The organism is Pseudomonadota bacterium (genome assembly GCA_039028155.1).
Classification (GTDB): domain Bacteria; phylum Pseudomonadota; class Alphaproteobacteria; order SP197; family SP197; genus JANQGO01.
This window is the reverse complement of sequence record JBCCIS010000050.1, coordinates 16,870-38,782: the sequence shown is the minus strand read 5'-3', so window position 1 is coordinate 38,782 and position 21,913 is coordinate 16,870. Positions and strand designations below refer to the sequence as shown.

Annotated in this window: 18 protein-coding genes; 14 read left to right on the top strand and 4 right to left on the bottom strand. The window is 63.3% G+C overall.

Annotated elements, in window-relative coordinates:
• Window positions 1-634: FCD domain-containing protein (locus AAF563_20540; protein ID MEM7123676.1), on the top strand; the 634-nt coding region annotated here is incomplete at its 5' end.
• Between the two features lie 78 nt (window positions 635-712).
• Complete coding sequence (locus tag AAF563_20535) at window positions 713-2,749, top strand: CocE/NonD family hydrolase (protein ID MEM7123675.1); 2,037 nt, start codon at window positions 713-715, stop codon at window positions 2,747-2,749.
• Between the two features lie 54 nt (window positions 2,750-2,803).
• Here AAF563_20535 and AAF563_20530 read toward each other — a convergent pair whose 3' ends face one another.
• Together AAF563_20530 and AAF563_20525 are read right to left on the bottom strand one after the other, a co-directional pair.
• Complete coding sequence (locus AAF563_20530; protein ID MEM7123674.1) at window positions 2,804-4,414, bottom strand: ABC transporter substrate-binding protein; 1,611 nt, start codon at window positions 4,412-4,414, stop codon at window positions 2,804-2,806.
• 128 nt (window positions 4,415-4,542) lie between these two features.
• On the bottom strand, window positions 4,543-5,799 hold the full coding sequence (locus AAF563_20525) for an NAD(P)/FAD-dependent oxidoreductase (protein ID MEM7123673.1): 1,257 nt from the start codon (window positions 5,797-5,799) through the stop codon (window positions 4,543-4,545).
• A gap of 122 nt (window positions 5,800-5,921) precedes the next feature.
• Between AAF563_20525 and AAF563_20520 the strand changes: the two genes are divergently transcribed.
• The 6 genes from AAF563_20520 to AAF563_20495 all read left to right on the top strand — a co-directional run bounded on the left by AAF563_20520 (window position 5,922) and on the right by AAF563_20495 (window position 12,711).
• Complete coding sequence (locus AAF563_20520) at window positions 5,922-7,016, top strand: mandelate racemase/muconate lactonizing enzyme family protein (GenBank protein MEM7123672.1); 1,095 nt, start codon at window positions 5,922-5,924, stop codon at window positions 7,014-7,016.
• Window positions 7,017-7,198: 182 nt separating this feature from the next.
• Window positions 7,199-8,263 carry an AI-2E family transporter gene (locus tag AAF563_20515; protein MEM7123671.1) on the top strand — a complete coding sequence of 355 codons (1,065 nt, stop codon included), beginning with the start codon at window positions 7,199-7,201 and terminating at the stop codon, window positions 8,261-8,263.
• A 191-nt stretch (window positions 8,264-8,454) separates the two neighbouring features.
• The gene (locus tag AAF563_20510) at window positions 8,455-9,402 is read left to right on the top strand and encodes an ABC transporter permease (GenBank protein MEM7123670.1); all 948 of its coding nucleotides are present in this window, start codon (window positions 8,455-8,457) and stop codon (window positions 9,400-9,402) included.
• A complete protein-coding gene (locus tag AAF563_20505; GenBank protein ID MEM7123669.1) occupies window positions 9,399-10,277 on the top strand; it encodes an ABC transporter permease in 879 nt (292 codons plus the stop codon). Before AAF563_20510 ends, AAF563_20505 begins: the two co-directional genes overlap by 4 nt.
• Entirely contained in the window at window positions 10,274-12,112 is a 1,839-nt protein-coding gene (locus AAF563_20500; GenBank protein MEM7123668.1) for an ABC transporter ATP-binding protein, read from the top strand. Before AAF563_20505 ends, AAF563_20500 begins: the two co-directional genes overlap by 4 nt.
• 8 nt (window positions 12,113-12,120) lie before the next feature.
• Window positions 12,121-12,711 (top strand): GNAT family N-acetyltransferase, encoded by a 591-nt coding sequence (locus tag AAF563_20495; protein ID MEM7123667.1) that lies wholly within the window; start codon window positions 12,121-12,123, stop codon window positions 12,709-12,711.
• A 19-nt stretch (window positions 12,712-12,730) separates the two neighbouring features.
• Here the strand turns inward: AAF563_20495 and AAF563_20490 are convergent, their stop codons facing one another.
• Window positions 12,731-14,773 carry a CocE/NonD family hydrolase gene (locus AAF563_20490; protein ID MEM7123666.1) on the bottom strand — a complete coding sequence of 681 codons (2,043 nt, stop codon included), beginning with the start codon at window positions 14,771-14,773 and terminating at the stop codon, window positions 12,731-12,733.
• Window positions 14,774-14,865: 92 nt separating this feature from the next.
• Between AAF563_20490 and AAF563_20485 the strand changes: the two genes are divergently transcribed.
• Window positions 14,866-17,322, top strand: coding sequence for an FAD-dependent oxidoreductase (locus AAF563_20485; GenBank protein MEM7123665.1), 2,457 nt, complete (start codon window positions 14,866-14,868; stop codon window positions 17,320-17,322).
• A gap of 32 nt (window positions 17,323-17,354) precedes the next feature.
• Window positions 17,355-17,777, top strand: coding sequence for an SRPBCC family protein (locus AAF563_20480; GenBank protein MEM7123664.1), 423 nt, complete (start codon window positions 17,355-17,357; stop codon window positions 17,775-17,777).
• Window positions 17,778-18,058: 281 nt separating this feature from the next.
• Here AAF563_20480 and AAF563_20475 read toward each other — a convergent pair whose 3' ends face one another.
• A complete protein-coding gene (locus tag AAF563_20475; protein MEM7123663.1) occupies window positions 18,059-18,862 on the bottom strand; it encodes an ABC transporter permease in 804 nt (267 codons plus the stop codon).
• 145 nt (window positions 18,863-19,007) lie between these two features.
• On the opposite strand from AAF563_20475, the gene paaG reads away from it, so the two are divergent.
• The 4 genes from paaG (at window position 19,008) to AAF563_20455 (ending at window position 21,882) form a co-directional block, all read left to right on the top strand.
• The gene (gene paaG, locus AAF563_20470; protein MEM7123662.1) at window positions 19,008-19,793 is read left to right on the top strand and encodes a 2-(1,2-epoxy-1,2-dihydrophenyl)acetyl-CoA isomerase PaaG; all 786 of its coding nucleotides are present in this window, start codon (window positions 19,008-19,010) and stop codon (window positions 19,791-19,793) included.
• Window positions 19,794-19,798: 5 nt separating this feature from the next.
• Window positions 19,799-20,167, top strand: a complete 369-nt coding sequence (locus AAF563_20465) for a hypothetical protein (protein MEM7123661.1) — start codon at window positions 19,799-19,801, stop codon at window positions 20,165-20,167.
• Window positions 20,164-21,219, top strand: a complete 1,056-nt coding sequence (locus tag AAF563_20460) for a tartrate dehydrogenase (protein MEM7123660.1) — start codon at window positions 20,164-20,166, stop codon at window positions 21,217-21,219. The genes AAF563_20465 and AAF563_20460 overlap by 4 nt, the downstream gene beginning before the upstream one ends.
• A 174-nt stretch (window positions 21,220-21,393) precedes the next feature.
• On the top strand, window positions 21,394-21,882 hold the full coding sequence (locus AAF563_20455; protein ID MEM7123659.1) for an META domain-containing protein: 489 nt from the start codon (window positions 21,394-21,396) through the stop codon (window positions 21,880-21,882).
• Window positions 21,883-21,913: the final 31 nt, after the last annotated feature.

Here is a 21,913-nt window from a genome sequence, read left to right as displayed (position 1 = left end):
GCTGCCTTCAGAGCATGACTTTTGCCGCATGTTCGAGGTCTCGCGCCCGGTTGTGCGCGAGGCGCTGGCACGGCTCAGGGCCGACGGTATCGTCGATTCCCGTCAGGGTTCGGGAAGCTACGTTCGACGGCGACCGGCCAACGAGATTCTGCGCTACGCGCCGTGTGCCAACGTTGCCCAGTCGCTGCGCTGTTTCGAGTTCCGCGTCGCGCTGGAAGGCGAGGCGGCCGCCCTGGCGGCGACCAGGCGCAGTGCGAGCCAGTTGCGGGCGATCAGAAAGTCCCACAGAGACTTTGATACGGCGGTCAACCAAGGCCGGGTCGGCAAGACGTCCGATCTGGAGTTCCACCTGAACATCGCCCGCGCCAGCGGCAACGACCTATTCGCCGAGACCATGGAAGGTCTGTTCGACGATATCGGCCAGGGCATGGAGCTTGCCCGTTCGCTCGACGCCAAAAAGCAGCAGGAGCGTGTGGTGATCGTGCGCCAGGAACACGATGCCATCATGTCTGCGATCGAGGACGGCGATGCCGACCGAGCGCGCGTCGCGATGCGCGCGCATGTCGGCAACGCGCAACGGCGCGTGGTCGGTCACATGGCATTGCCGGAAAATCTGCCCGAAGACGCCGACTGACGTTCGCCCGCGCTGATGGCTTGCCGTTGACCGGCAACCTGGTGTGCAATGCAGGCCTCACGGGTGTGGTGGGGATGCATGGTTAACTTGGTTGCTGCTGACGGTGACCTCAACATCGTCGACACGTTTCCGTGCGCGATACGCGAAATCGCGCATGACTGGATTCCGATGTCGGACGGCGTCCGCCTGGCGGCACGCATCTGGTTACCGGACGATGCCGAAACCAACCCGGTGCCCGCCGTCGTCGAGTACATTCCCTACCGCAAGCGCGACTTTACGCTGCCACGCGATGAGCTGATCCACCCCTGGTATGCCGGGCATGGTTATGCCGCGATTCGCCTGGATATTCGCGGATCCGGTGATTCCGAAGGCCTGCCGATGGACGAGTACGTGGCCCGGGAGCAGGACGACATGCTGGAGGCGCTGGCCTGGATTGCCGCGCAGCCATGGTGCACCGGATCGATCGGCATGATCGGCATCTCATGGGGCGGTTTCAGCGGCCTTCAGGTCGCCATGCGTCGCCCGCCAGAACTTAAGGCCGTCGTCACGCTGTGCTCAACGGACGACCGTTATGCCGACGACGTCCACTACATGGGCGGCTGTCTCTTGCGCAACAACCTGGCATGGGGCGGTCAAAGCCTGGCCTATTCTGCGCGCCCGCCCGATCCCGAGGTCGTCGGCGAACGCTGGCGCGACATGTGGCGCGACCGCCTCGACAACTTGCCGTTCACGACGGCGGAGTGGATGTCACATCCGACGCGCGATGCCTACTGGCGTCATGGCTCGGTCAACGAGGATTGGGATGCCATTCGGTGTCCGGTCTATGCGGTGACCGGGTGGGCCGACGGGTACACCAACACGGCCCTGCGCTTGATGGCCGGTCTCAAGGTGCCGCGCCGCTGTCTGATCGGGCCGTGGGCGCACGGTTATCCGCATATCGCCGCGCCAGGCCCCGCGATCGGCTTTTTGCAGGAGACGTTGCGCTGGTGGGATCGCTGGTTGAAAGGTGATGACAACGGCATCGACAACGAGGCGATGGTGCGGCTCTGGTTGCAGGAACCGGCGGCGCCCGCCGCGAGCTATAGCGAACGTCCCGGCCGATGGATCACGCAGACGGCATGGCCTGCGCCGGATGTGGTCTGGCACGATCTGCCGCTGGGTAACGGGACGCTTGGTGAGGCGGCCGAGGGACGTGTGGACGTCAAGACGCCGCTGTCCCTGGGCACCCTGACGGGCGAATGGAATCCCCACGGCATCGGCCCCGAACTGCCGCTTGATCAACGGCCGGACGATGCCTTGGCGGTGTGCTTCGACGGACCGCCGCTTGGGTCCGAACTCAGCATCGTCGGAACGCCACAACTGCGCCTGCGCGTCGCCTCCGATCAGCCAGTCGCCACATTGGTGGCACGCCTGTGCGCCGTGGCGCCGGACGGCACGTCGACGCTTGTCTCCTGGGGAGCGCTCAACCTGACCCACCAGGGCGGGCACGCGAGCCCGGAAGCGTTGCGACCCGGCGAGGACTACGACGTCACCATCACGCTGAACGCGATCGCGCAGTCCTTTGCGCAAGGAAGCCGCCTGCGCATCGCGCTTTCGACGGGGTCGTGGCCGCTCCTGTGGCCGGCGCCGGCCGAAGCGACCGTCTGCGTTGATTTATCCGGCAGTCAGCTGGATCTGCCGGTATGGCCGGAGGGAGCCGGAGCCACGCCGGCGCCGTTCCCCGCCGCCGAAGTGCCGCCACCACCGGCGTTGACGTGGTTGCGGGCGTTCGGTCGCGTCCGGCGCTTCGAACGCGACCTTGCAAGCGGACGCGTCGAACTGATCTTGGAAAAGGATGACGGTGCCTATCGGATTGACGACCACGCCATGGAGGTCGATGCCCAAGGCAGCGAACGCCAGTGGATCACCGACGGCGAGCCCTTGTCCGGCGGCGGCGAGGTGTCCTGGCGTATCGCGCAACGTCGTGGTGACTGGGATATTGCCATCGAGGCGGCAACAACCGTCACCGCGGACGCTGACGGCTTCCTTGTTGAAGCCGACATTGTTGCGGAGGAGGCGGGCGAGCGGGTGTACGACCGGCATCTTTCGCGCCGTATTCCCCGACAGCTCGCGTAAGAAAAAGGGCCGGTCGCAAGCGACCGGCCCTCATAACTAGAAGACGGGTGTTCGTCAGGCCGAACCGTCGTCGAGCCAGACGTCTTCCCAGTACATCCATCCGGTGAAGCCGTGAGGATGACCCTTCAGGTCCTTCACCTTCGAGCTGTAGCCGTCGATCCAGTTGGTGAAGACGGGCGTTACGGTCGAACCTTCGTCACGCATCAGGATCTGGATGTCGCGATACATTTCCTTACGCAGATCCGTATCAGTCGTCTTGCGCGCTTCGAGAACCAGATTGTCGAACTTTTCGTTCGACCAGAAGCTCTCGTTCCACGAGCCGCCGGTGATATAGGCGATCGACAGCATCAGGTCGGCTGTCGGTCTGCCATACCAGGACGAACCGCACCACGGCACGACCATCCACACAGCACTCCAGTAGCCATCGGACGGCACCTTTTTGACGTTCACCTTCAGGCCGGATTCGCGCATCAACTCGGCCATGACGACACTGGCATTTGCGCCGCCGAAGTTGGCGTCGGACGCGTTCAGTTCGAACTCGGCATTCTCCATGCCGGCTTCCTTCAGGTAGAACTTTACCTTGTCAGGATCAGTGGCCAGTGGCTCGACATCCGCCGCGAAGAAGGGGTCGAACTCAGGAATCGGATGATCCCGGCCGACCACGCCATTGCCTTCCCAGGCCAGATCCAGCATGCGCTGGCGATCGACTGCGTGCTTGATCGCTAGCCTGACGTTGTTGTCGGAATAGGGTGCGGTATCGGCACGCATCGGATAGGTCGGATGGGCGCCGCCTGGCTGGTTCAAGACGTGCGCGTTGTCCGAAGCCTCGACCTCCGCCATCAACTGAGGATCGAGCGCGGCGATGATGTCAGCCTCGCCGGCAAGCAACGCGTTGACGCGCGAGGCGTTGTCGGGAATGCCGAACGTCTCGATCTCGTCGATATAGGGCCGGCCGCTGCGGTGATAGTTGGGATTGCGCTTGAAGACCGCGGCAATGCCCGGCTCGAACTCATCGACCATCCAGGCGCCGGTTCCCACCGCGTTGCCGGAGGTGTAGGCCTCTGTGTCCTGCCCTTCCGGCTGCACGGTGAAGTGATACTCCGTCAGCAGATAGGGTATGTCGGCGTTGGGCGCTTTCATGTTGAAGACGACATGCTTGTCGCCGTCGGCCACGATCGTATCGACATCGCCCAGATAGGCGTTCGCCGGCGAACCGATATCCGGGTTCAGGTGGCGATTGAAGGAGTAGGCGACATCGGCCGCGGTCATGGTCTTGCCGTTGTGGAACTCGACCCCGTCCATCAGCTCGATGGTCCACACGGTGGCGTCGCCGTTCGATTCCCAACTGGTGCCAAGGTTGCCGACAAGTCCCTGGTCGGGCAGGAAGTCGATCAAGCGGTTATAGAGCAGGCCGGCGCGCATGATGTCGATACCGCCGACAATCTTTGCCGGATCCAGCGTGTCGCCCGCGTGGCTGCCGGTCGAGGCGACCCGCATGTAGCCGCCGGACTTGGGCTCGGCGGCCTGGGCTTCCTCGATCGTTGTGCTGACGAAGGTGCCTGCCGCAGCCGCCGTCAAACCCATGCTCATCAGGCCGGCGTTGAAATCGCGGCGCGACACCTTGCCTTTGAGGAACTCACGCTTCAGTACGTCCTTTTTGTCCATGAACAGCCTCCCTTGTCCGGCTCGTTGTTCAATATGGGCACATGCCTAAGGACCCATTGCCGCTATCGTATGCCAATGGCTTCGCGATGGTCACATGTTTTGATAAGGACTGTGCAGTCTACGCGTGGCTAGGCCGCGATCTTCAACCCTTTGGCGATCGTTTGCACCTGGTCGATGCCGCTGAGATAGGCGCCGTGACAGGTTGCGTAGAACGATGTGTGGGCTGCTTCGCCGGCGAAGAACACCGTGTCATCGACCGGCTTCGCGAGTTCGGCGCGCATATGGCCATTGCCTGGTGTGGCGCCGGAGTAGGAACCGAGAGTCCACGGGTCGCCTTCCCACGCCGTGACGATAACCCGCTCTGACAGCGACTTCGCGACATCACTGCCAAACGCCTTGACCAGGCGTTCAGTGACGTAGTCGACCGAGGCCTTCTGCCCCGCGCGCTCAAGCCAGGAGCCAAATCGGCCACCCGTGACGCCGCTGACATAGGGAAGGTCGAAGGGCCTGATTTCAATGGACATCGGCACGTCGTCGCCGTCCAACATGATGGTGGCGTTGTCCTTGACGTCGGAACCGAAGGGGTTGTCGTTCAGCATGATGCCGATGCGGTTGTGAACGCCCAGCGGCAGCGCCGCGATGGCATCGTGCTTCCAGACCGGCAGCGCCGGATCGAAGACGATGGCGCCGGAGGCAAGCACGTTGGTCGATACCGTGACCAATACCCGCCGGGCGCTGACCGTGCCCTTGGCCGATTCGACGCTCACGCCCTTGGCGTCCCAAGCGATTCGTGACACAGGCGCGTTCAGCGTCACCGGGACGTCGGCAGCCCATTTGGCCACCAGCGCGCCAAAGCCTTCGCGCAATGGCCAGTCTTCGTCGGTGTCGTTGTAGGCGACGTTATCTACGATGGAGACCTGGTCGATATCGCGTGAGGTGCCGAGGGAGAACCAATAGGCGAGGTAGGGTGCCCAAGGACTGGCCAGGTCCATGAGGTCGGCGATGGCAATATCCTTGCCGTCTTTGACCGCAGCCTCGATAACCTCCTCCAAGGCTTCTTCGGCATCACTCATTTCGGCGAGTTTTTCATCGGACAACCAGGTGCCGCGCTCGAAGATAGAGGAGTGCCAATCGCTGTCCCTTGCGTAATGGAAGCCCTCGCGATCGGCGATGGCGACGAACGGGTTCAGGCTTGCCGAGTGCATCCAATGGCAGCCCAGGTCGAACGGCACGCCGGGTGCGAAGTCCTCGGTATAGGCGCGCCCGCCAATGCGGTGTGATGCTTCCAGCAGCGTAAAGGTCAGGCCAAGTTTCCGCGCCTCTTTGGCCGCGGCCAGGCCGGCCGCGCCCGCGCCAACAATTACCAGATCGACATCCGTAGACATTTCGCCACCTGTTTTGAGTTGGATTCCTACACCGTAGAGCAAGCGGCGCAGGGAGTAAATTCAAGTTATGCGCTGTTGCCCATGTTGGCCTACGATTTCGCCGTCAACCTGGGCGGGATCTCATGCGCATTGTCTCGGTAACCGGCTACGCCATTCGATTTGCCTTTGTGGGCGGCAGTTTCTCCACGTCCTATGGCCGACGTACGGCGCTGGCGAACATTCTGCTCGTCATCGGCGCCGACGACGGTTCGCAGGGATTTGGCGAGATCTGCCAGCTCAGCTCCGTTGCGTCGACACCACTCGACGACAGGGAGGTGGATCTAACGGCGACGGCGTGCGCCAATCTTATCGGCTTGGACTCGCGCGACATTGTCGCGGCGGTGGCGGCGCTTGGCGCCGGCGCGTTGTCCAATCTCCGCTGCGGGGTTGATACGGCGCTGTGGGATATGATGGGCGGTCGCGCCGGCCAGCCCTTGTTTCGCTTGTTCGGTGGCCGCGCCGGTGAGAAGACGGCGATCTACGCGACGCTCAGCAGCGAGGCGCCTGACGAGGTGGCGCGTAATGCCGAGAAAGCGCGTCAAAAGGGCATCGGCCGCTTTCAACTGAAGATCGAGGGGCATGTCGACCGTGACATCGCCCGCATCGAAGCCCTGGCCTCGTTCCTGCGGCCGGGCGATGAAGCGCTGGTTGACGCCAACGGCGGATATGACGTCGACGGCGGCCGCACGGTCGCCGAAGCGGCCAAAGCGGCCGGTGTCATGTTCGAGGAGCCGTGCACGACATTCGAGGAGAACTTGGAGGTGGCGCGCGCTACCGGCTGCCCGGTTGTGCTGGATCAGTGCATGAACGCGCTGCCCATGTACGTTCGCGCCATTGCCGCGGAGACGTTCGCCGGGGTCGGCGTCAAACCGACCAATCTGGGCGGGCTCTCTGTCGCCCGCTCCGTGCGTGACTTGTGCATCGCCTCAGGGCTTCCCATGAAGGTGGATGACATGTGGGCGGCGGATACGGGATCGCTAGGCGTCCTTCATCTCGCAGCCGGCGTGCCCCAGAACCTGCTTCTCGCTTCGGTCGATATGCGGCCCTATTTTGACGGCGCGATGTTCACGGGCGGCCCGGCCGCTGCCAACGGCATGCTGGTGCTGGACGACACACCCGGGTTAGGGCTGTCGCCGATAGGCGAGCAGCTGGGCGAACCCCTGTTTTCGGTTTCATAAGCGAAGATGATGGCCTACTTGGTCCCCTGACGCGTGAGGCGTTAGGATGAGTTTTGCGGCACACGGGCCGCGCGGTTACTCTGGGGCGGGCAGTATGCGGTGTCAGGCGTCCTGGCTGATTGAAGGCAGGCTTGATGCTTCATAAGTCCACACGTCATCGCAGTTCGGATGATCATCACGGCATGAAACCGATTAGAGATTGGTTCACGCAGACCTTCTCCGACCCGCAGGTCCTGCTCTTGACCATTATCCTGTTAGTGGTCCTGGCGGCGATCATTTTCGTCGCCAATATGGTCGCGCCCGTTATCGCCGCCCTGGTCATCGCCTTTCTGCTTGATGGTTTGGTGGAGCGCCTGAAACGAATGGGTGTGAGCCATATCGTTGCCGTCAGCTTCGTCTTTATCGCCTTCATTCTGGTGACGTTGCTGTTCATTCTGGGCCTGATGCCGATCCTGGTTCGCCAGGTCGGCGAGTTTTTCGAGCAGACGCCAGCGATGATGGCGGAGTTTCAGCGCCTGCTTCTGCAGCTTCCCGAACGGTACCCCGAGCTCGTCACCGAAGAGCAGGTGCGTGGCTTCATCGGCGATCTCGGCCGTTCGTTCGTCGGCGCCGCGCGCGCCCTGCCGTCCTTGGCCGGCACGTCTGTGGTGACGCTACTGACGGCGATCGTCTACATCATCCTGGTCCTGTTGCTGGTCTTCTTCATGATCAAGGACAAGGTCAAGATCACCGAGTGGGTTGACGGCTTCCTGCCGCGTGACCGTGATCTGACGACCGATGTGTGGCGCCAGGTCAACCGCCAGATCGGCAACTACGTGCGCGGCAAGTTCTGGGAGATCCTGATCGTCGGCATCGTGACCTATGTCGTGTTCGCCGCGTTGGGTGTGAACTTCAGTGCGCTGCTGGCTGTCATTACCGGTCTTTCGGTTCTCATCCCCTATGTCGGTGCGGCGGCCGTGACGGTGCCGGTCGCGGTAGTGGGCTTCGTGCAGTGGGGCACCAGCATGGACTTCCTCTACGTCATGGTGGCCTACGGCATCATCCAGGCGCTTGATGGCAACCTCCTGGCGCCGCTCCTGTTCAGCGAGGTTGTCGATCTGCATCCCATCGCCATCATTGTCGCCATACTGGTGTTCGGCGGCTTGTGGGGGTTCTGGGGCGTCTTCTTTGCCATCCCGCTGGCCACCGTCGTCCAGGCGGTTCTCAGAGCCTGGCCCAGAACGTCGGCGTGGCGAAAACCAATCTAGCTAAAGCCCAGCGAGCGTTTGCATAAGCCATCGGCGAATGCAAAAGCCGATAGCCGTTGCGATTGCCGGGGGGCTCTGCAAGACTTTGGTGCGCGCACACGAGTGCGCCCGGAGGCTTACGAGAACAGGAGGCGGCGCAGGTCCGGCACAACGATGCCGGGTTGCAACCGCCGCGAAGGGCAAACGCATAAGTGTTCAAGCTCGTTGTCAGGCGCCTGCTGCTGGGCGCCGTCACGCTTCTGGCTATCTCGGTCCTGGTTTTTATCGGGACGGAATTGCTGCCTGGTGACGTTGCCCAGGCCGTGCTCGGTCAGTCGGCGACTGAAGAGACGGTGGCCGCGCTGCGCGCGCAACTTGGCCTCGACCGGCCGCCACATGTCCGCTACTTCGACTGGTTGGGATCGATCCTCAGCGGCAATCTCGGCGTCGCGCTGACCAACGGCATGCCGTTGGAGCGCATCGTCGGGCAGAGGCTGGAGAACACGATCTATCTGGCGCTCTATGCCGCTGTCGTCGCCATTCCGCTATCGCTGCTTCTCGGTCTTTTGTGCGCGGCCTATCCCGAAAGCTCATTCGACCGGTCGGTGTCGTCGACCACCGTCTTTTTCATCTCGATCCCCGACTTCGTCATTGCCGTCGTTCTGGTGATGATCTTCGCCGTCGAGCTCGGATGGTTCTCGGCAACCATTCATCGGCCGCGATGGGACAACGTCTTCACCACATTGGGTCAGACCTTCCTGCCCATGGTGACCTTGGTGCTATCTTTGCTGGCCCACGTCATTCGCATGACGCGCGCGGCCGTGCTGGACGTCTTGAAACAGGCCTATGTGGAGATGGCGATCCTGAAGGGTGCGTCAAAGTCGCGCATCATCATCAAGCACGCCATCCCCAACGCCTTGGGTCCGATCGTCAATGTTGTCGCGCTGAACCTGGGCTATCTGATCAGCGGTGTTGTCGTGGTCGAGGTGATTTTCACCTATCCGGGCCTGGGCAGGTTGATGGTCGACTCCGTTGTCTTCCGCGATGTCCCGCAGATCCAGATCGTCGCCATGGTGTTTTGCGCCTTTTATGTGGCGCTGAATATTCTCGCCGATATCGGCGCGATCATGGCCAATCCGCGCCTGAGGTACGCCAAATGACCGACACGACGGCAACGCGCGCCATCCCGCGCAAGCGCAGCAAACGGGCGCGGCCGAAGCCCGATGCCTGGGCCTGGGCAGGCATCATCATCGTCATTCTGGGTCTGGGTCTGGCGCTGATCGGGCCGTTCATCGCGCCTTACAATGTCGGCCAGATCGTCGGCGACGTGTTTGACCCGCCCAGCGACCAGTCGCTTTTGGGTACCGACGTTCTGGGCCGCGATATTCTGACCCGTCTTCTTTATGGCGCGCAGCTCACTGTCGGCGTCGCGCTGGCGGCGACGGTCCTTGGTTTCCTGCTCGGCATGGCGATCGGCTTCTCGGCGGCCGAGATTCGCGGCCGCTACGACGACTTCGTGACCTGGTTGCTCGACGTCTTCCTGTCGTTCCCGCCGATCCTTCTGGCGCTGATTGTCATTGCTGCGCTGTCATCCGATCTGTGGGTGCTGATCTGCACCATCGCCGTCATCCATGCCTCGCGGGTTGGCCGTGTCGGTCGCGCCGTCGCCATGAATATCGCCGCGCTGGAGTTCGTCGAGGTCGCTCGGGCGCGCGGCGAGAAACTGACATCGATCCTGGTGCGCGAGATCTGGCCCTCGACCATTCGACCACTGGCGGTCGAGTTCGGGTTGCGCTTGACCTATTCCATTCTGTTTCTGTCGAGCTTGAGCTTTTTGGGCCTCGGCATCCAACCGCCCGACGCGGACTGGGGCAGCATGGTGCGCGAGAACCTGAACGCGCTTCAGCGTGGCGCTTATCTCGCGGTCCTGGCGCCGGCGTTCTCGATCGCGATTCTGACTGTTGGCGTCAATCTGATCGTTGACTGGCTTGGCAGCCAGTCCGGCCGTTCAATCTCAAAGGAATTGACCGGGTGACGCCGCTGCTTCGTATCAGCGATCTGGTTGTCGAGGCCAGACCGCCCTCTGGGGTATGGATACAGACGGTCAACGACGTCAGTGTCGACGTACATCCAGGCGAGGTGGTTGCGCTGATCGGCGAGTCCGGCGCCGGCAAGACCACGGTGGCGTTGGCGGCGTTGGGGTACACGCGGCCGGGCACGCGGTTCAAGGCCGGGTCCGTCGTCCTTGGCGACGACGATATCCTGACGATGACGACCGCTGCGCGCCGCGATCTCAGGGGCAAGGATGTCGCCTATGTCGCGCAAAGCGCGCAGGCGGCGCTTAACCCGGCGATCCCGATCGGCGAGCAGGTCGCCGAGGGCCTGTTGCTGCACGGTCTGGCCAAGGACAAAGAGGCCAACGACCGTGCTATTGAGCTTCTCTCGCTGCTCGATTTGCCCGATCCGCCGGCGCTCGCCCATCGTTATCCGCACCAGGCTTCCGGCGGACAGCAACAGCGCATCATGATGGCGATGGCCATGGCCTGCCGGCCCAAACTTCTGGTTCTCGACGAACCGACGACCGCGCTTGATGTGACCACCCAGATCGAGGTGCTGCAGGCGATCAAGGACGTGATCCGCGAATACGGCACTGCCGCCGTCTATGTGTCGCACGACCTTTCCGTCGTCGCGCAGGTGGCCGACCGGATCCTGGTCATGAATCAGGGTGACGTGGTCGAGCGCGGCGCGACCAGCGATATCCTGGACCGCCCGCAGGAGGCCTACACGCGCACGCTGCTTGGCGCGGTCAAACCCAAACCCAGCCGCGACACCGCCGTGTCGGACTGGGTGCCCGATACCACGCTGCAGCCGATCATGACGATCCGGGGCGTGAACGCGACCTATGAACGCGCCGGCATGTTCCAGAAGCTGTCGCGTGAGAACAATGTGCTGCACGACAACGATCTCGATGTCTTTCCCCGGGAGGTTCTCGCGCTGGTCGGCGAATCCGGCAGTGGCAAATCGACGCTGGCCCGCGTCATCGCCGGTCTGCACCCCGCGCTCAATGGCAGCGTCACGTTCCGGGGTGAGCAACTGGCCGCCCGCTCCAACCAACGAACCAAGGACCAGTTGCGCCGCATTCAGATCGTCTTCCAAAGTCCTGATCAGTCACTGAACCCCGAGCGGCGCATCGACGAGGCGATCGGCCGTCCGCTCGAACTCTATTTCGGCATGTCGGGGTCTGAGAAACAGGACCGCATCGCCGACCTATTGGAGATGGTTGGACTGGACGCCGATTATGCCGGAAGATTCCCCAGCGAACTCTCCGGCGGCCAGCGCCAGCGCGTGTCGATCGCGCGCGCCTTTGGCGCCGAGCCAGATATCATCCTGTGCGACGAGGTGCTGTCGTCGCTTGATACGGTTGTCGCGGCGCGCATTCTGGACCTGATGAAGGAACTGCGCGAACAGCACAATGTCGGCTACCTCTTTATCAGCCACGATCTGTCGACGGTCGCGTCGATCGCGGACCGTGTCGCGGTGATGTATGCCGGCCGTGTGATCGACGTGGGCCCGACCAAGGAGGTCTTCGCGCCGCCGCATCATCCCTATACCCAGCTTCTGATCAACTCGGTACCGGCGCTGAGAACCGGTTGGCTGGAGGAGGTAATTGCGACACGCGAGGCCAGTGCCGGCATGCGCAGCAATGTCATGCTGCACGACGAGGCGTGCCCGTTCCGCCTGCGCTGTCCGCTCGTGATCGACGGCAAGTGCAATACCGAGCCGCCGCCGCTTACCAAGTTGAGCAACACGCATGGCATCTACTGTCAGCGAGATGCCGACGACTTGATGGCGGCACAGGACCATGCGTGAGGTCAGCCATGGACTATCACATACGCCCTGCCGAAGACCGTGATGTCGCCGATCTGGCTCGTCTGCAGGTTCTCGGTTCGGACGGTATCATTGCGGCGATCTACGACGGTTTGATCCCCGGCCAATCTGTTGCTGAGATGCTGGAACGCCGGTTTTTCTTCCAGAACTCGACGAAGTCGTATCGCCATTGCTGGGTGGCGGAATCGGATGGTCGCGTGATCGGCGACTTGCATGCTCACCCATTCGACGCGATGACGGGTGATCCGTCAGATCCCATCGTGCCCGAGGAGCGCTACGCCGTCGTTGAACCCTTCGACGCCTTGGACCGGGTCGGCGAGGGCACCTACCACGTCAACGTTGTGGCTGTGTTCCCGGACTTCCAGGGCAATGGAGTGGGCGCCGCACTGACGGAGCTGGCGCTGCAGAATGCCCGTGACCTCGGCCTTGGCGCGGTCAGTCTGGTCTGCTTTGAGGAGAACAAGCCGGCCATGACGCTCTACGCGCGCCACGGCTTCAAGGAAGCCGCGCGCGCACCGGCCGCGAAACACCCGTTGATCCAGCACGGCGGTGATCTCTTGATGCTCGTGGCGCCGGTTTGACCAGCACCGGCGGCTCACCTCAAACGAGGTCCCTTGGCACGCGCTCGCTCCACTGGCGTGACGAGATCAGTTCCTCGCCGTTATAGGCGTCGACCTTGGCTTCCAGGTGAAAATCGTCCTGTGTCGACCACATGTGGATCGACGTATCGGCTTTGACATGCCAGTCGTCGCGCGACAACGCGATCACCTGTGTGATGTCGGCGCGAGCCGACAGTGGGTCATCACCGGTAATGCTGTACCGGCGATCCATCGACGACAAAATGACAAGGTCGATTGGGTCCAGCCGGTAGGTGCCATCGACGCCGAACAGCCCGCCCTCCATTTCCAGGCGCGAGACGATCTCGCCGGTGACGAGGTCGTGTTCGATGGCGCGGCGGAAGTGGCCGGGATTGAGGCGCGTCGTCGGCACATCCGGTGCCGTCTCCGGTTCGTCGAAGGCCGGCAAGTCAGCATCGTCACTGCGCGGCGGGCGAACCGGGAGCATCAGTGTGCTGGCGCCCGACACGACAGTCAGCGTGACCGGCGTCGGGCTCGGCCAGATGATCGGCCAATAGGATGATGAGACGGCGATGCGCAGGCGATGACCGGGTGGGAAAGCGTGGGCGATGTCGTTGAGTTGCACCCGGACACGGTACCGCTCACCCGGCACCAGAGGCTTCGGGTGTTGGTGGCTATCGCGGTGGGTCAGGTTCAGGACGCCATAGGTCACCCTGGTCGAAGCACCGTCCGGCGCCACGTCGTTGAGGCGCACCGCAACCTGGGCAACCGGCCGGTCGGCGGCGACCTCCAACTCGACAACCGGCGCGCCCAGGATCTCGGTCCGCTCGGCCAGGGGCGCGCTGTCGAAACACAGGGAACCCCGATCATCCGCCCGTTGGTCCGACGCGATTTCGCCCGGCAGCCCAAAGCCGCACCACTCGCCCGCCAGCAGACCAGTGGTCAAAGGCGACGAAATCGACAGCGTGTCTGAAGGGCCGGGATGGGGCCCAAGCCCGTCGGTGTTCAGGTGAAGGCGCCTTTCTTCGATCGTCGGCGAGGGCCAAGCCTGTTCGGCGACCCATCGTCCCGGCCGCGCGTCATAGGTCGATTGCGGCGGGACGCTGTCTTGCATCCAGACGCGGTAGGACTGTTCGCCGTCAATGCCGTTTTCCGTGTCCTTCAGCCATCGGTCCCACCATCTGACGGCGTCCTGCAGAAATCCCATGGCCGGCGCCGGTGTGCCGTCCTGCGGATAGATATGGACCCACGGGCCTGTCAGACCGCGGCGTGGCCCATCGAGATGCTGTAACAGCCGAGGGATGGCGTTGGAGTAGCCGTCGGCCCAACCGCCGACCGCATAGACGGGAATCTTGATGGCGCCGTAGTCCTCGCACACCGAGCCGTGCTGCCAATAGGCGTCGCGGCGGGCGTGCTCCATCCAACGGACCGGCCAGGGCCGGATGGCGGCCAGGCGCTCCTGCCACATGGCGAGCCAGCGGTCGCCGACAATGGCCGGGTCCGGCGGGCGCGCGTTGAAGACCAGCATGGCCGAGCCCCACCAAAGATTGTCGCTCAACAGGCAGCCGCCCATGTAGTGGACGTCGTCGGCATAGCGGTCGTCGGTCGAGCAGACGGTGATGATGGCCTTGAGTGCCGGCGGCTGGAGCGCCGCGACCTGTAGCGCGTTGAAGCCGCCCCAGGATTTGCCCATCATGCCCACGGCGCCGCTGCACCAGGGCTGGTCGGCGAGCCAGGCGATGACCTCGCAGGCGTCGTCGAGCTCATGAACCTGCAGGTATTCATCGTCCAGGACCCCATCCGAATCGCCCGATCCCCGGATGTCGACGCGCACCGCCGCATAGCCCTGGCCGGCGAACCAGGCATGCATCGGCTCGTCCCGGTTGCGGGTGAAATCGCGCTTTCTGTAGGGGATGTATTCCAGGATCGCCGGCACCGGGTCTTCCTCGGCATCCTCCGGCAGCCAGATCCGCGCGGCCAGGCGGGTTCCGTCCGAGAGCTTGATCCAGATGTTCTCAATCTCGCGTACCAGCTTGGGGAAGCTGGTTTGAATGCGTTTTGTCATGGACGATCCGCTCGATTTACCGGACAAGATGGGCAGCTATCATGCGCGTGCCCGGCCCGGGGGTCGAGCGCGCTGTGTTGTGTGGAGGAAGCATGGTTCAGAACTTGCCCGACCGCGCTCAGGTGGTCGTTGTCGGCGGCGGCATCGTCGGCTGCAGCATTGCCTATCACCTCGTCCAGTTGGGCTGGACCGACGTTGTGCTGCTGGAGCGCGACCAGCTGACATCCGGCACGACATGGCACGCCGCCGGCCTGGTCGGCCAGTTGCGGCCATCGCGCAACCTGACCCAACTCGCGGCCTATTCCGTCGAGCTCTACCCGAAGTTGGAGGCCGAAACCGGCCAGATGACCGGCTTCAAACAGAACGGCGCGATTACCGTCGCCCAGACCGAAGAACGCTTTACCGAGCTTAAGCGCGCCGCGTCCATGGCCAACGCATTTGGCGTCGACGTCGAGGTTCTGACGCCAGCCGAGGTCGCCAAGCTGCATCCCGTGACCGAGACGTCAGATCTTGTCGGCGCGGTCTTCATGCCCAAGGACGGCCAGACCAACCCGACCGACACGACGGCGGCGCTGGCGAAGGGCGCGCGCATGGGTGGGGCCAAGATCATCGAACAGTGTCCGGCTCGCCGCATCGAGACGGCGAACGGGCGCGCCAGCGCGGTCGTGACCGATCACGGTACGATCGAATGCGAGTATGTCGTCTTGGCCGGCGGCATGTGGACGCGCGACCTGGCCGCCGCGATCGGCGTGACCGTGCCGCTCCACGCTGCCGAGCACATGTACATCGTGACCGAGCCGATGCCCGACGTGCCCGCCGATCTACCCGTGCTCCGCGACTACGACGCCTGCATCTACATCAAGGAAGACGCGGGCAAGCTCCTGGTCGGCGGGTTCGAACCGGTCGCCAAACCATGGGCAGTCGACGGCGTACCGGACGACGCCTCGTTCACGGTCCTGCCGGAAGACTGGGATCACTTCGAGATCCTGATGGACGGCGGCCTGAAACGTATTCCAGCGCTTGCCGAGGCGGGCATCCGCCAGTTCTTCAACGGGCCGGAGAGTTTCACGCCGGACAACCGCTACTACATGGGCCGTGCACCAGAGACCCAGAACATCTACGTCGCCGCCGGCCTCAACTCGATCGGCATCGCCTCGGCGCCGGGTATCGGCAAGGCACTGGCCCAGTGGATCGTCGACGGCGAATCGCCGATGGATCTGTGGGATGTCGACATCACGCGTGTCGAGCCGTTCCAGAAGGCGCGCACCTATCTGCGCGACCGCACGGTGGAATCGCTCGGCCTGCTCTATGCCATGCACTGGCCCGACCGCCAGCCCGAGACCGCGCGTGGCGCGCGGCGGCTGCCCTATCACGACAAGCTCGTGGAACAGGGTGCCGTGATGGGCGTCGCGTCTGGCTGGGAGCGTCCGATGTTTTATGCCGAAGGGGACGAGGCCCGCGAATACACCTATACATTCGGCAAACCATGCTGGCACGACGCGGCGGCGCGTGAGGCCCATGCGACACGCAACGATGTCGCTCTCTATGACCTCACGCCATTCGCCAAGTTCGAGGTTCAGGGCGGCGATGCCGAACACCAGCTTCAGCGGTTGTGCGCCAACGACATCGCGCAGGAAGAGAACCGCGCGATCTATACCCAGATGCTCAACGCGAAGGGCGGCATCGAGACGGATCTGACCGTGACGCGCCTGGGCGAAGAACGCTTTCTTGTCGTGACCGGATCGACGACCAGATTGCACGATTGGGATTGGATGGCGCGCAATATGGATGCGGGCGCCAACGTCACCATGACCGACGTCACGTCGGCCTTTGCCGTCTTGGGCGTCATGGGACCGAAGTCGCGCGCGCTTCTGTCATCGCTGACGGACGTCGATCTGTCGAACGAGGCCTTCCCGTTCGGCACGTCGCAGGAGTTCGGCCTGGGCTATGCCATGGTGCGCGGCCAGCGGGTTTCCTATGTCGGCGATCTCGGTTGGGAGCTTTATGTGCCCATCGAATTCGCCGCCCACGTCCACGAGGTCCTGACCGAAGCCGGCGCGGAGTACGGTCTGCGCCATGCGGGCCTGCACTGTCAGGACTGTCTGAGGCTTGAAAAGGGCTTCAAGCACTGGGGCCATGACATCGGGCCGGAGGACACCCCGATCGAGGCGGGCCTTGGGTTCGCCGTCGCGCGTGACAAGAACGTCGACTACATTGGCCGCGAAGCCATTGCCGCCCAGCGCGAAAACGGCGTTAATCGTCGCTTGGCGATTTTCACGGTCGACGGTGAGCCCGGCGCGCCCCGCATGCTGCACGAGGAGCCGATATGGCGAGACGGCAAGCTGGTCGGCACGACCACGTCAGGCGGCTACGCCTATTCCATCGAGAAGCCGATCTCCATGGGTTATGTTGAGTCCGAAGACGGTCCGATCAGCCGTGACGACATTCTGTCGGCGTCCTACGAGATCGAGATTGCCGGTGACCGGTTCCCGGCAACGGCGTCGCTGTCGGCGCCGTTTGATCCTAAGGGTGAGCGCATGCGCGGCTGATGATGGTGAGCCGTTAAGCGGGAGACGTTACGATGCCTTTACTGGAGCGTTCCAAGAAAGTTGCGGCGTCTGCGGCCGAAGTTTGGACGCTGGTTGGGCCGTTCGATGGCTTGGCCAACTGGCACCCGGCGGTTATCGCCTGCCACGGCAGCGGATCGGGTGAGGGTCAGGAACGCGAGGTGGTCGTCGTCGGCAGTATTCGGCTGAGAGAACGGCTGGCCACCCATGATGACGCGGCCATGCGTTATCGATATGTCCTCGTCGATGGACCGCTGCCGGTCGAAGGCTACGTCTCCACCCTGTCGGTCTCAGACAATGGCGATGGGACGTCGACGGTGACCTGGTCGGCGGAGTACCAGTTGGCTGGTGCGCCAGAAGATATCGCCCGCGAGGCGATCGGCGGCATCTACGATGCCGGCCTGCAAAGCCTGAGCGACCGCTTCGGCGCTGGCTGAACGGGGTGTCGATTGCGGATGATGGGAGGTGCGGCGCGGACCCCTTGGGATCGGGTGGCATAGGATCCGCGCCGCAATGGGTCATGAACCTGGAGGGTTCTTTTCCCTGCCCATAGATTAGCGGCATAGCGCGCCAACGCTCATATCGATGGTCAATCGGTTCGATGCACAGCGTCTATGGCACCGTCCTCGATCGCCTCATGGGTGATTCGGCCGGTGTGTGGGCCATGTTGCTGCCGACACCGAAGCGGTCGGTGATGTGGATGGCTATTACAAGCCGGTCACTGTTTCAGCTTGTAACCGCGCGCGACCATGAAGGTCAGGCCGATCAGGGCAATGATGGTCATGGCGCCGGTGAGAACCATTGATGGCAAGAGCGGCGCCTCGCCTACGCCAAGATAGCCATGGCGGGCGCCATCGATAATCCAGAAGAACGGGCTCAGATGTGCGAGGTCGGCAAAGAGGGGGCTGTAGGCGCTCACGGGGAAGAAGACGCCGGACAAGAAGATCATTGGCGTTATCAAGAAGTTCATGATCGTGGCGACGTGATCGTACTTGTCCGCCTGAATACCCGCCGCGATGCCGACGCTGGCCATGAACAACGCGCTGGTGACGGTGAAGTACAGCAATAGGCCGAGGTCGATGGGCGTGATGGCGATGAAGGGCTGCATGGCGACCACGACCAGCAGGCCGTTCACCAGACCGCCCACAGCGCCTGCCAGTACGTGGGCACCGACAAACTCGGTCGGCCGCAGCGGTGCCGACAGCTGCGCCTGGATCGTGCCGCGGATTTTCGCGTCGATGGTCGACCAGCCGGTGATCTCAAAGGCCGTCGTCATCACGGTCATGGCGACCAGGCCGGGTGCCAGGAAGACCAGGAACGGCACGCCGTCGATATCGCGGCGCAAGTCGCCCAACGCCAGATCGAACACCGCCAGGAACAGCAGCGTGGTCAGCACTGGCGCGCCGATGGCGTAGGGCCAGGCTTTAAGATAGCGGCGGAGCTCCATCCAGAACAGCGTCCGCACACCCATCCAGTTGACGAGCGGCAGCGGCGCAAGCGGTTGGGCGCGGGGCGGTATCATGGCGGCGGGCAAACTATAGTCGCTGGCGTTATCGGACAAGATCGCTAAGGCGGGTGGACTTGCCCTGAAGCAATTCCATCAAATCGGGATCTGCTCTATGACAGGGCACACCTCTAGATTGACCGTGCCGGGAGCAGTCAGCGCCATGACCTACGAGACGATTCTGTTCGACGCCGAGGGCGGCGTTGCCCGCATTACGCTGAACCGCCCGGACAGGCTGAACGCGCTGACACCGCAGATGTTCAGCGATCTTGCCGACGCGCTCGATCGGATCGAGGCGGATGCCGACCTCCGCTGCGTCATGATCACCGGCGCCGGCCGAGGGTTCTGCGCCGGCGCCGATCTGACATCGCGCGACATGGAAAGCGAGACGCCGGATCTCGAGGACTCGCTCGTTACCCGCTACAACCCGCTCATTATGCGGCTGACAGGCATGGGCTGCCCGGTAGTGGCGGCGGTGAACGGCGTGGCCGCGGGCGCCGGATGCAACATTGCACTGGCTGCCGATGTCGTCATCGCCGGGCGTTCGGCTTCGTTCATGCAGGCCTTCGTCAAGATCGGCCTGATGCCCGATGCCGGCGGCACCTGGATCCTGCCGCGCCTGGTGGGCCAGGCGCGCGCGATGGGGCTTGCCATGATGGGTGATCCGCTGCCGGCCGAACAGGCGGCGGCCTGGGGCCTCATCTGGACTTGCGTTGGTGACGAGTCGCTCGCGGCTGATGCCCACGCGATAGCCACCGGTTTCGCCAAAGGTCCGACGCGTGCGCTGGGCGATATCAAGGCCGCCATCCGCGCTTCGACCGGCAACGATCTGGAGACCCAACTGGCGCTGGAAGCGCGGCTTCAAAAGGGTCTGGGTCTAACCAACGACTATCGTGAAGGTGTTTCCGCGTTTCGCGAGAAGCGCGCCGCCGCGTTCCAGGGGACCTAGACGCGATGGCCGGGCTGCCGACGATCACGGTCACTTGGGGCGAGCTGTTTGATCGTATCGCCGATCTTGAGCAAGCTTCAGAGCAGGTAACGGAACCGAACGATCGGATCGGTCTTGAGGCCCAACTGGAACCACTCCGCGAGCAGGCCCGGGCCGACGCGCCGGGCGCTGTTCACGCGGTGGCGAGCGAACTAAAGGATGTCATCCGCGAGATCGTCCGGCTTGATGCCGAGATTGCCATCGCATTGCGGGACGATACCGGCGCCGTCGCGGCGCTGGTAGATGATCATCGCGATCAGTGCGCCAAGCGGCGTGAGTTGAGGAACAGCATCGACCATCTGATGCGTAACAACAGGGAAGGACAAGACGGTTGAGTCATCGTATCGCGGTTATCGCCGGTGATGGAATCGGCAAGGAAGTGGTGCCCGAGGGGCTGCGTGTTTTGGAGGCGGCCGGCGCCAAGATGGGCATTGAATTTGCTTGGACCAGCTTCGACTGGAGCTGCGAGACCTATGCCAAGACCGGCCGCATGATGCCGGAAGACGGTCTCGACCAGCTTGCCGCGTTTGATGCGATCTTTCTTGGCGCCGTCGGTTTTCCAGGCGTGCCCGACCACGTGTCGCTGTGGGGCCTCCTGATACCGATCCGCCGTACGATGGATCAGTACGTCAACCTGAGGCCCGTGCGCCTGTTCGATGGCGTGCCCTGCCCACTTGCCGGCCGCGGCGTCGACGACATCGACTTCTGGGTCGTGCGCGAAAATACCGAAGGCGAGTACTCGCAGATCGGCGGGCGAATTTACGAGGGCACCGAGCACGAGATGGTGACCCAGAACGCCGTCTTCACGCGCCACGGCACCGACCGTATTCTGCGCTACGCGTTTGACCTTGCGAATAGCCGGGCGAAGAAACACCTGACATCGGCGACCAAGTCCAACGGCATCTTTCATACCATGCCGTTCTGGGACGAGCGTGTGGCGGCGGTCGCCGCCGACTATCCGGATGTGGCCGTCGACCAGTACCATATCGACATCCTAACGGCGCACTTCGTGCGCAACCCCGACTGGTTCGACGTCGTCGTCGGCTCGAACCTGTTTGGCGACATCCTGTCGGACCTGGGCCCGGCGGTCGCCGGCAGTATCGGGATTGCGCCTTCGGCCAATATCAACCCGGCCGGCGACAAGCCCTCCATGTTCGAACCGGTGCACGGCTCAGCACCTGACATTGCCGGTAAGGGCATCGCAAACCCGATCGGCCAGATCTGGGCCGGCGCCATGATGCTCGATCACCTCGGCCATGGCGAGGCGGGCCAGGTGGTCGTCGGCGCCATCGAACGGGTTTTGAAGGAGGGCCGCCAGCTGACGCCCGATCTCGGCGGGAACGCATCGACCGAGGCTCTGGGTAAGGCTATCGTCGACGTGCTCTAGGTCGGGCGCTCTGCCCTTAACCTGCCATTTTGTTACGTCAGATCTGGGTCTAGGATAGGGCAGGTCGGGAACGCATGCTCCGGTATCGGCGAATGTCGGTGCCCGGTGTCGTGTCCGGTCTGTCTTTTCTATTGAGCACAGATCTATTCAGCGCAAATTTGGGAGTGGCACGCTATGATCCATTCATCATTGACGGCAACGTTGGCCGCGCGCGCTTCGCGCCGCCCCGCCGTGTTGGCGAAGATGGCGGCCATCGGCGCCCTGGCGGCTGTGGCAACCGCCTGCGACACGGTGTCGGAGGTGACGGGGCCGAGCTATCCCTACGAAGGCACCACCTGGGTGGTCGAAGACATCGACGGTCAGGGTGTCGTCGACTTCGCCCAAACCCGGATTGGCTTTGCTGACGATGGCAGGGTCAACGGCAATGGCGGGTGCAACACCTTCTTTGGGTCATATCAGATCGAGGAGGGTGTCGTGCGCTTCAGTCCCATGGCGACAACGCAGATGCTGTGCGAGCCGGCCGTCAGCGATCAGGAGGCTGCGTTCATGGCGGCACTGGATCGTGTTGAGGCGATCCGGGTTGAAGAGGGCATCATGTACATGGACGACGCCGAGGGCGCCACGGTCTTGCGCCTGTGGGAAGTCGAGGAGGTCGAGGAGTAGGCAGCGGCGAACGCGCCCGGCTCCACGTCGC

Excerpts from the sequence above, each read along its gene's own strand:
- AAF563_20535 (MEM7123675.1), top strand. The coding sequence starts at position 713 with ATGGTTAACTTGGTTGCTGCTGACGGTGACCTCAACATCGTCGACACG.
- AAF563_20530 (MEM7123674.1), bottom strand. The coding sequence starts at position 4,414 with ATGGACAAAAAGGACGTACTGAAGCGTGAGTTCCTCAAAGGCAAGGTG.
- AAF563_20525 (MEM7123673.1), bottom strand. The coding sequence starts at position 5,799 with ATGTCTACGGATGTCGATCTGGTAATTGTTGGCGCGGGCGCGGCCGGC.
- AAF563_20520 (MEM7123672.1), top strand. The coding sequence starts at position 5,922 with ATGCGCATTGTCTCGGTAACCGGCTACGCCATTCGATTTGCCTTTGTG.
- AAF563_20515 (MEM7123671.1), top strand. The coding sequence starts at position 7,199 with ATGAAACCGATTAGAGATTGGTTCACGCAGACCTTCTCCGACCCGCAG.
- AAF563_20505 (MEM7123669.1), top strand. The coding sequence starts at position 9,399 with ATGACCGACACGACGGCAACGCGCGCCATCCCGCGCAAGCGCAGCAAA.
- AAF563_20495 (MEM7123667.1), top strand. The coding sequence starts at position 12,121 with ATGGACTATCACATACGCCCTGCCGAAGACCGTGATGTCGCCGATCTG.
- AAF563_20490 (MEM7123666.1), bottom strand. The coding sequence starts at position 14,773 with ATGACAAAACGCATTCAAACCAGCTTCCCCAAGCTGGTACGCGAGATT.
- AAF563_20485 (MEM7123665.1), top strand. The coding sequence starts at position 14,866 with ATGGTTCAGAACTTGCCCGACCGCGCTCAGGTGGTCGTTGTCGGCGGC.
- AAF563_20480 (MEM7123664.1), top strand. The coding sequence starts at position 17,355 with ATGCCTTTACTGGAGCGTTCCAAGAAAGTTGCGGCGTCTGCGGCCGAA.
- AAF563_20475 (MEM7123663.1), bottom strand. The coding sequence starts at position 18,862 with ATGATACCGCCCCGCGCCCAACCGCTTGCGCCGCTGCCGCTCGTCAAC.
- paaG (MEM7123662.1), top strand. The coding sequence starts at position 19,008 with ATGACCTACGAGACGATTCTGTTCGACGCCGAGGGCGGCGTTGCCCGC.
- AAF563_20465 (MEM7123661.1), top strand. The coding sequence starts at position 19,799 with ATGGCCGGGCTGCCGACGATCACGGTCACTTGGGGCGAGCTGTTTGAT.
- AAF563_20455 (MEM7123659.1), top strand. The coding sequence starts at position 21,394 with ATGATCCATTCATCATTGACGGCAACGTTGGCCGCGCGCGCTTCGCGC.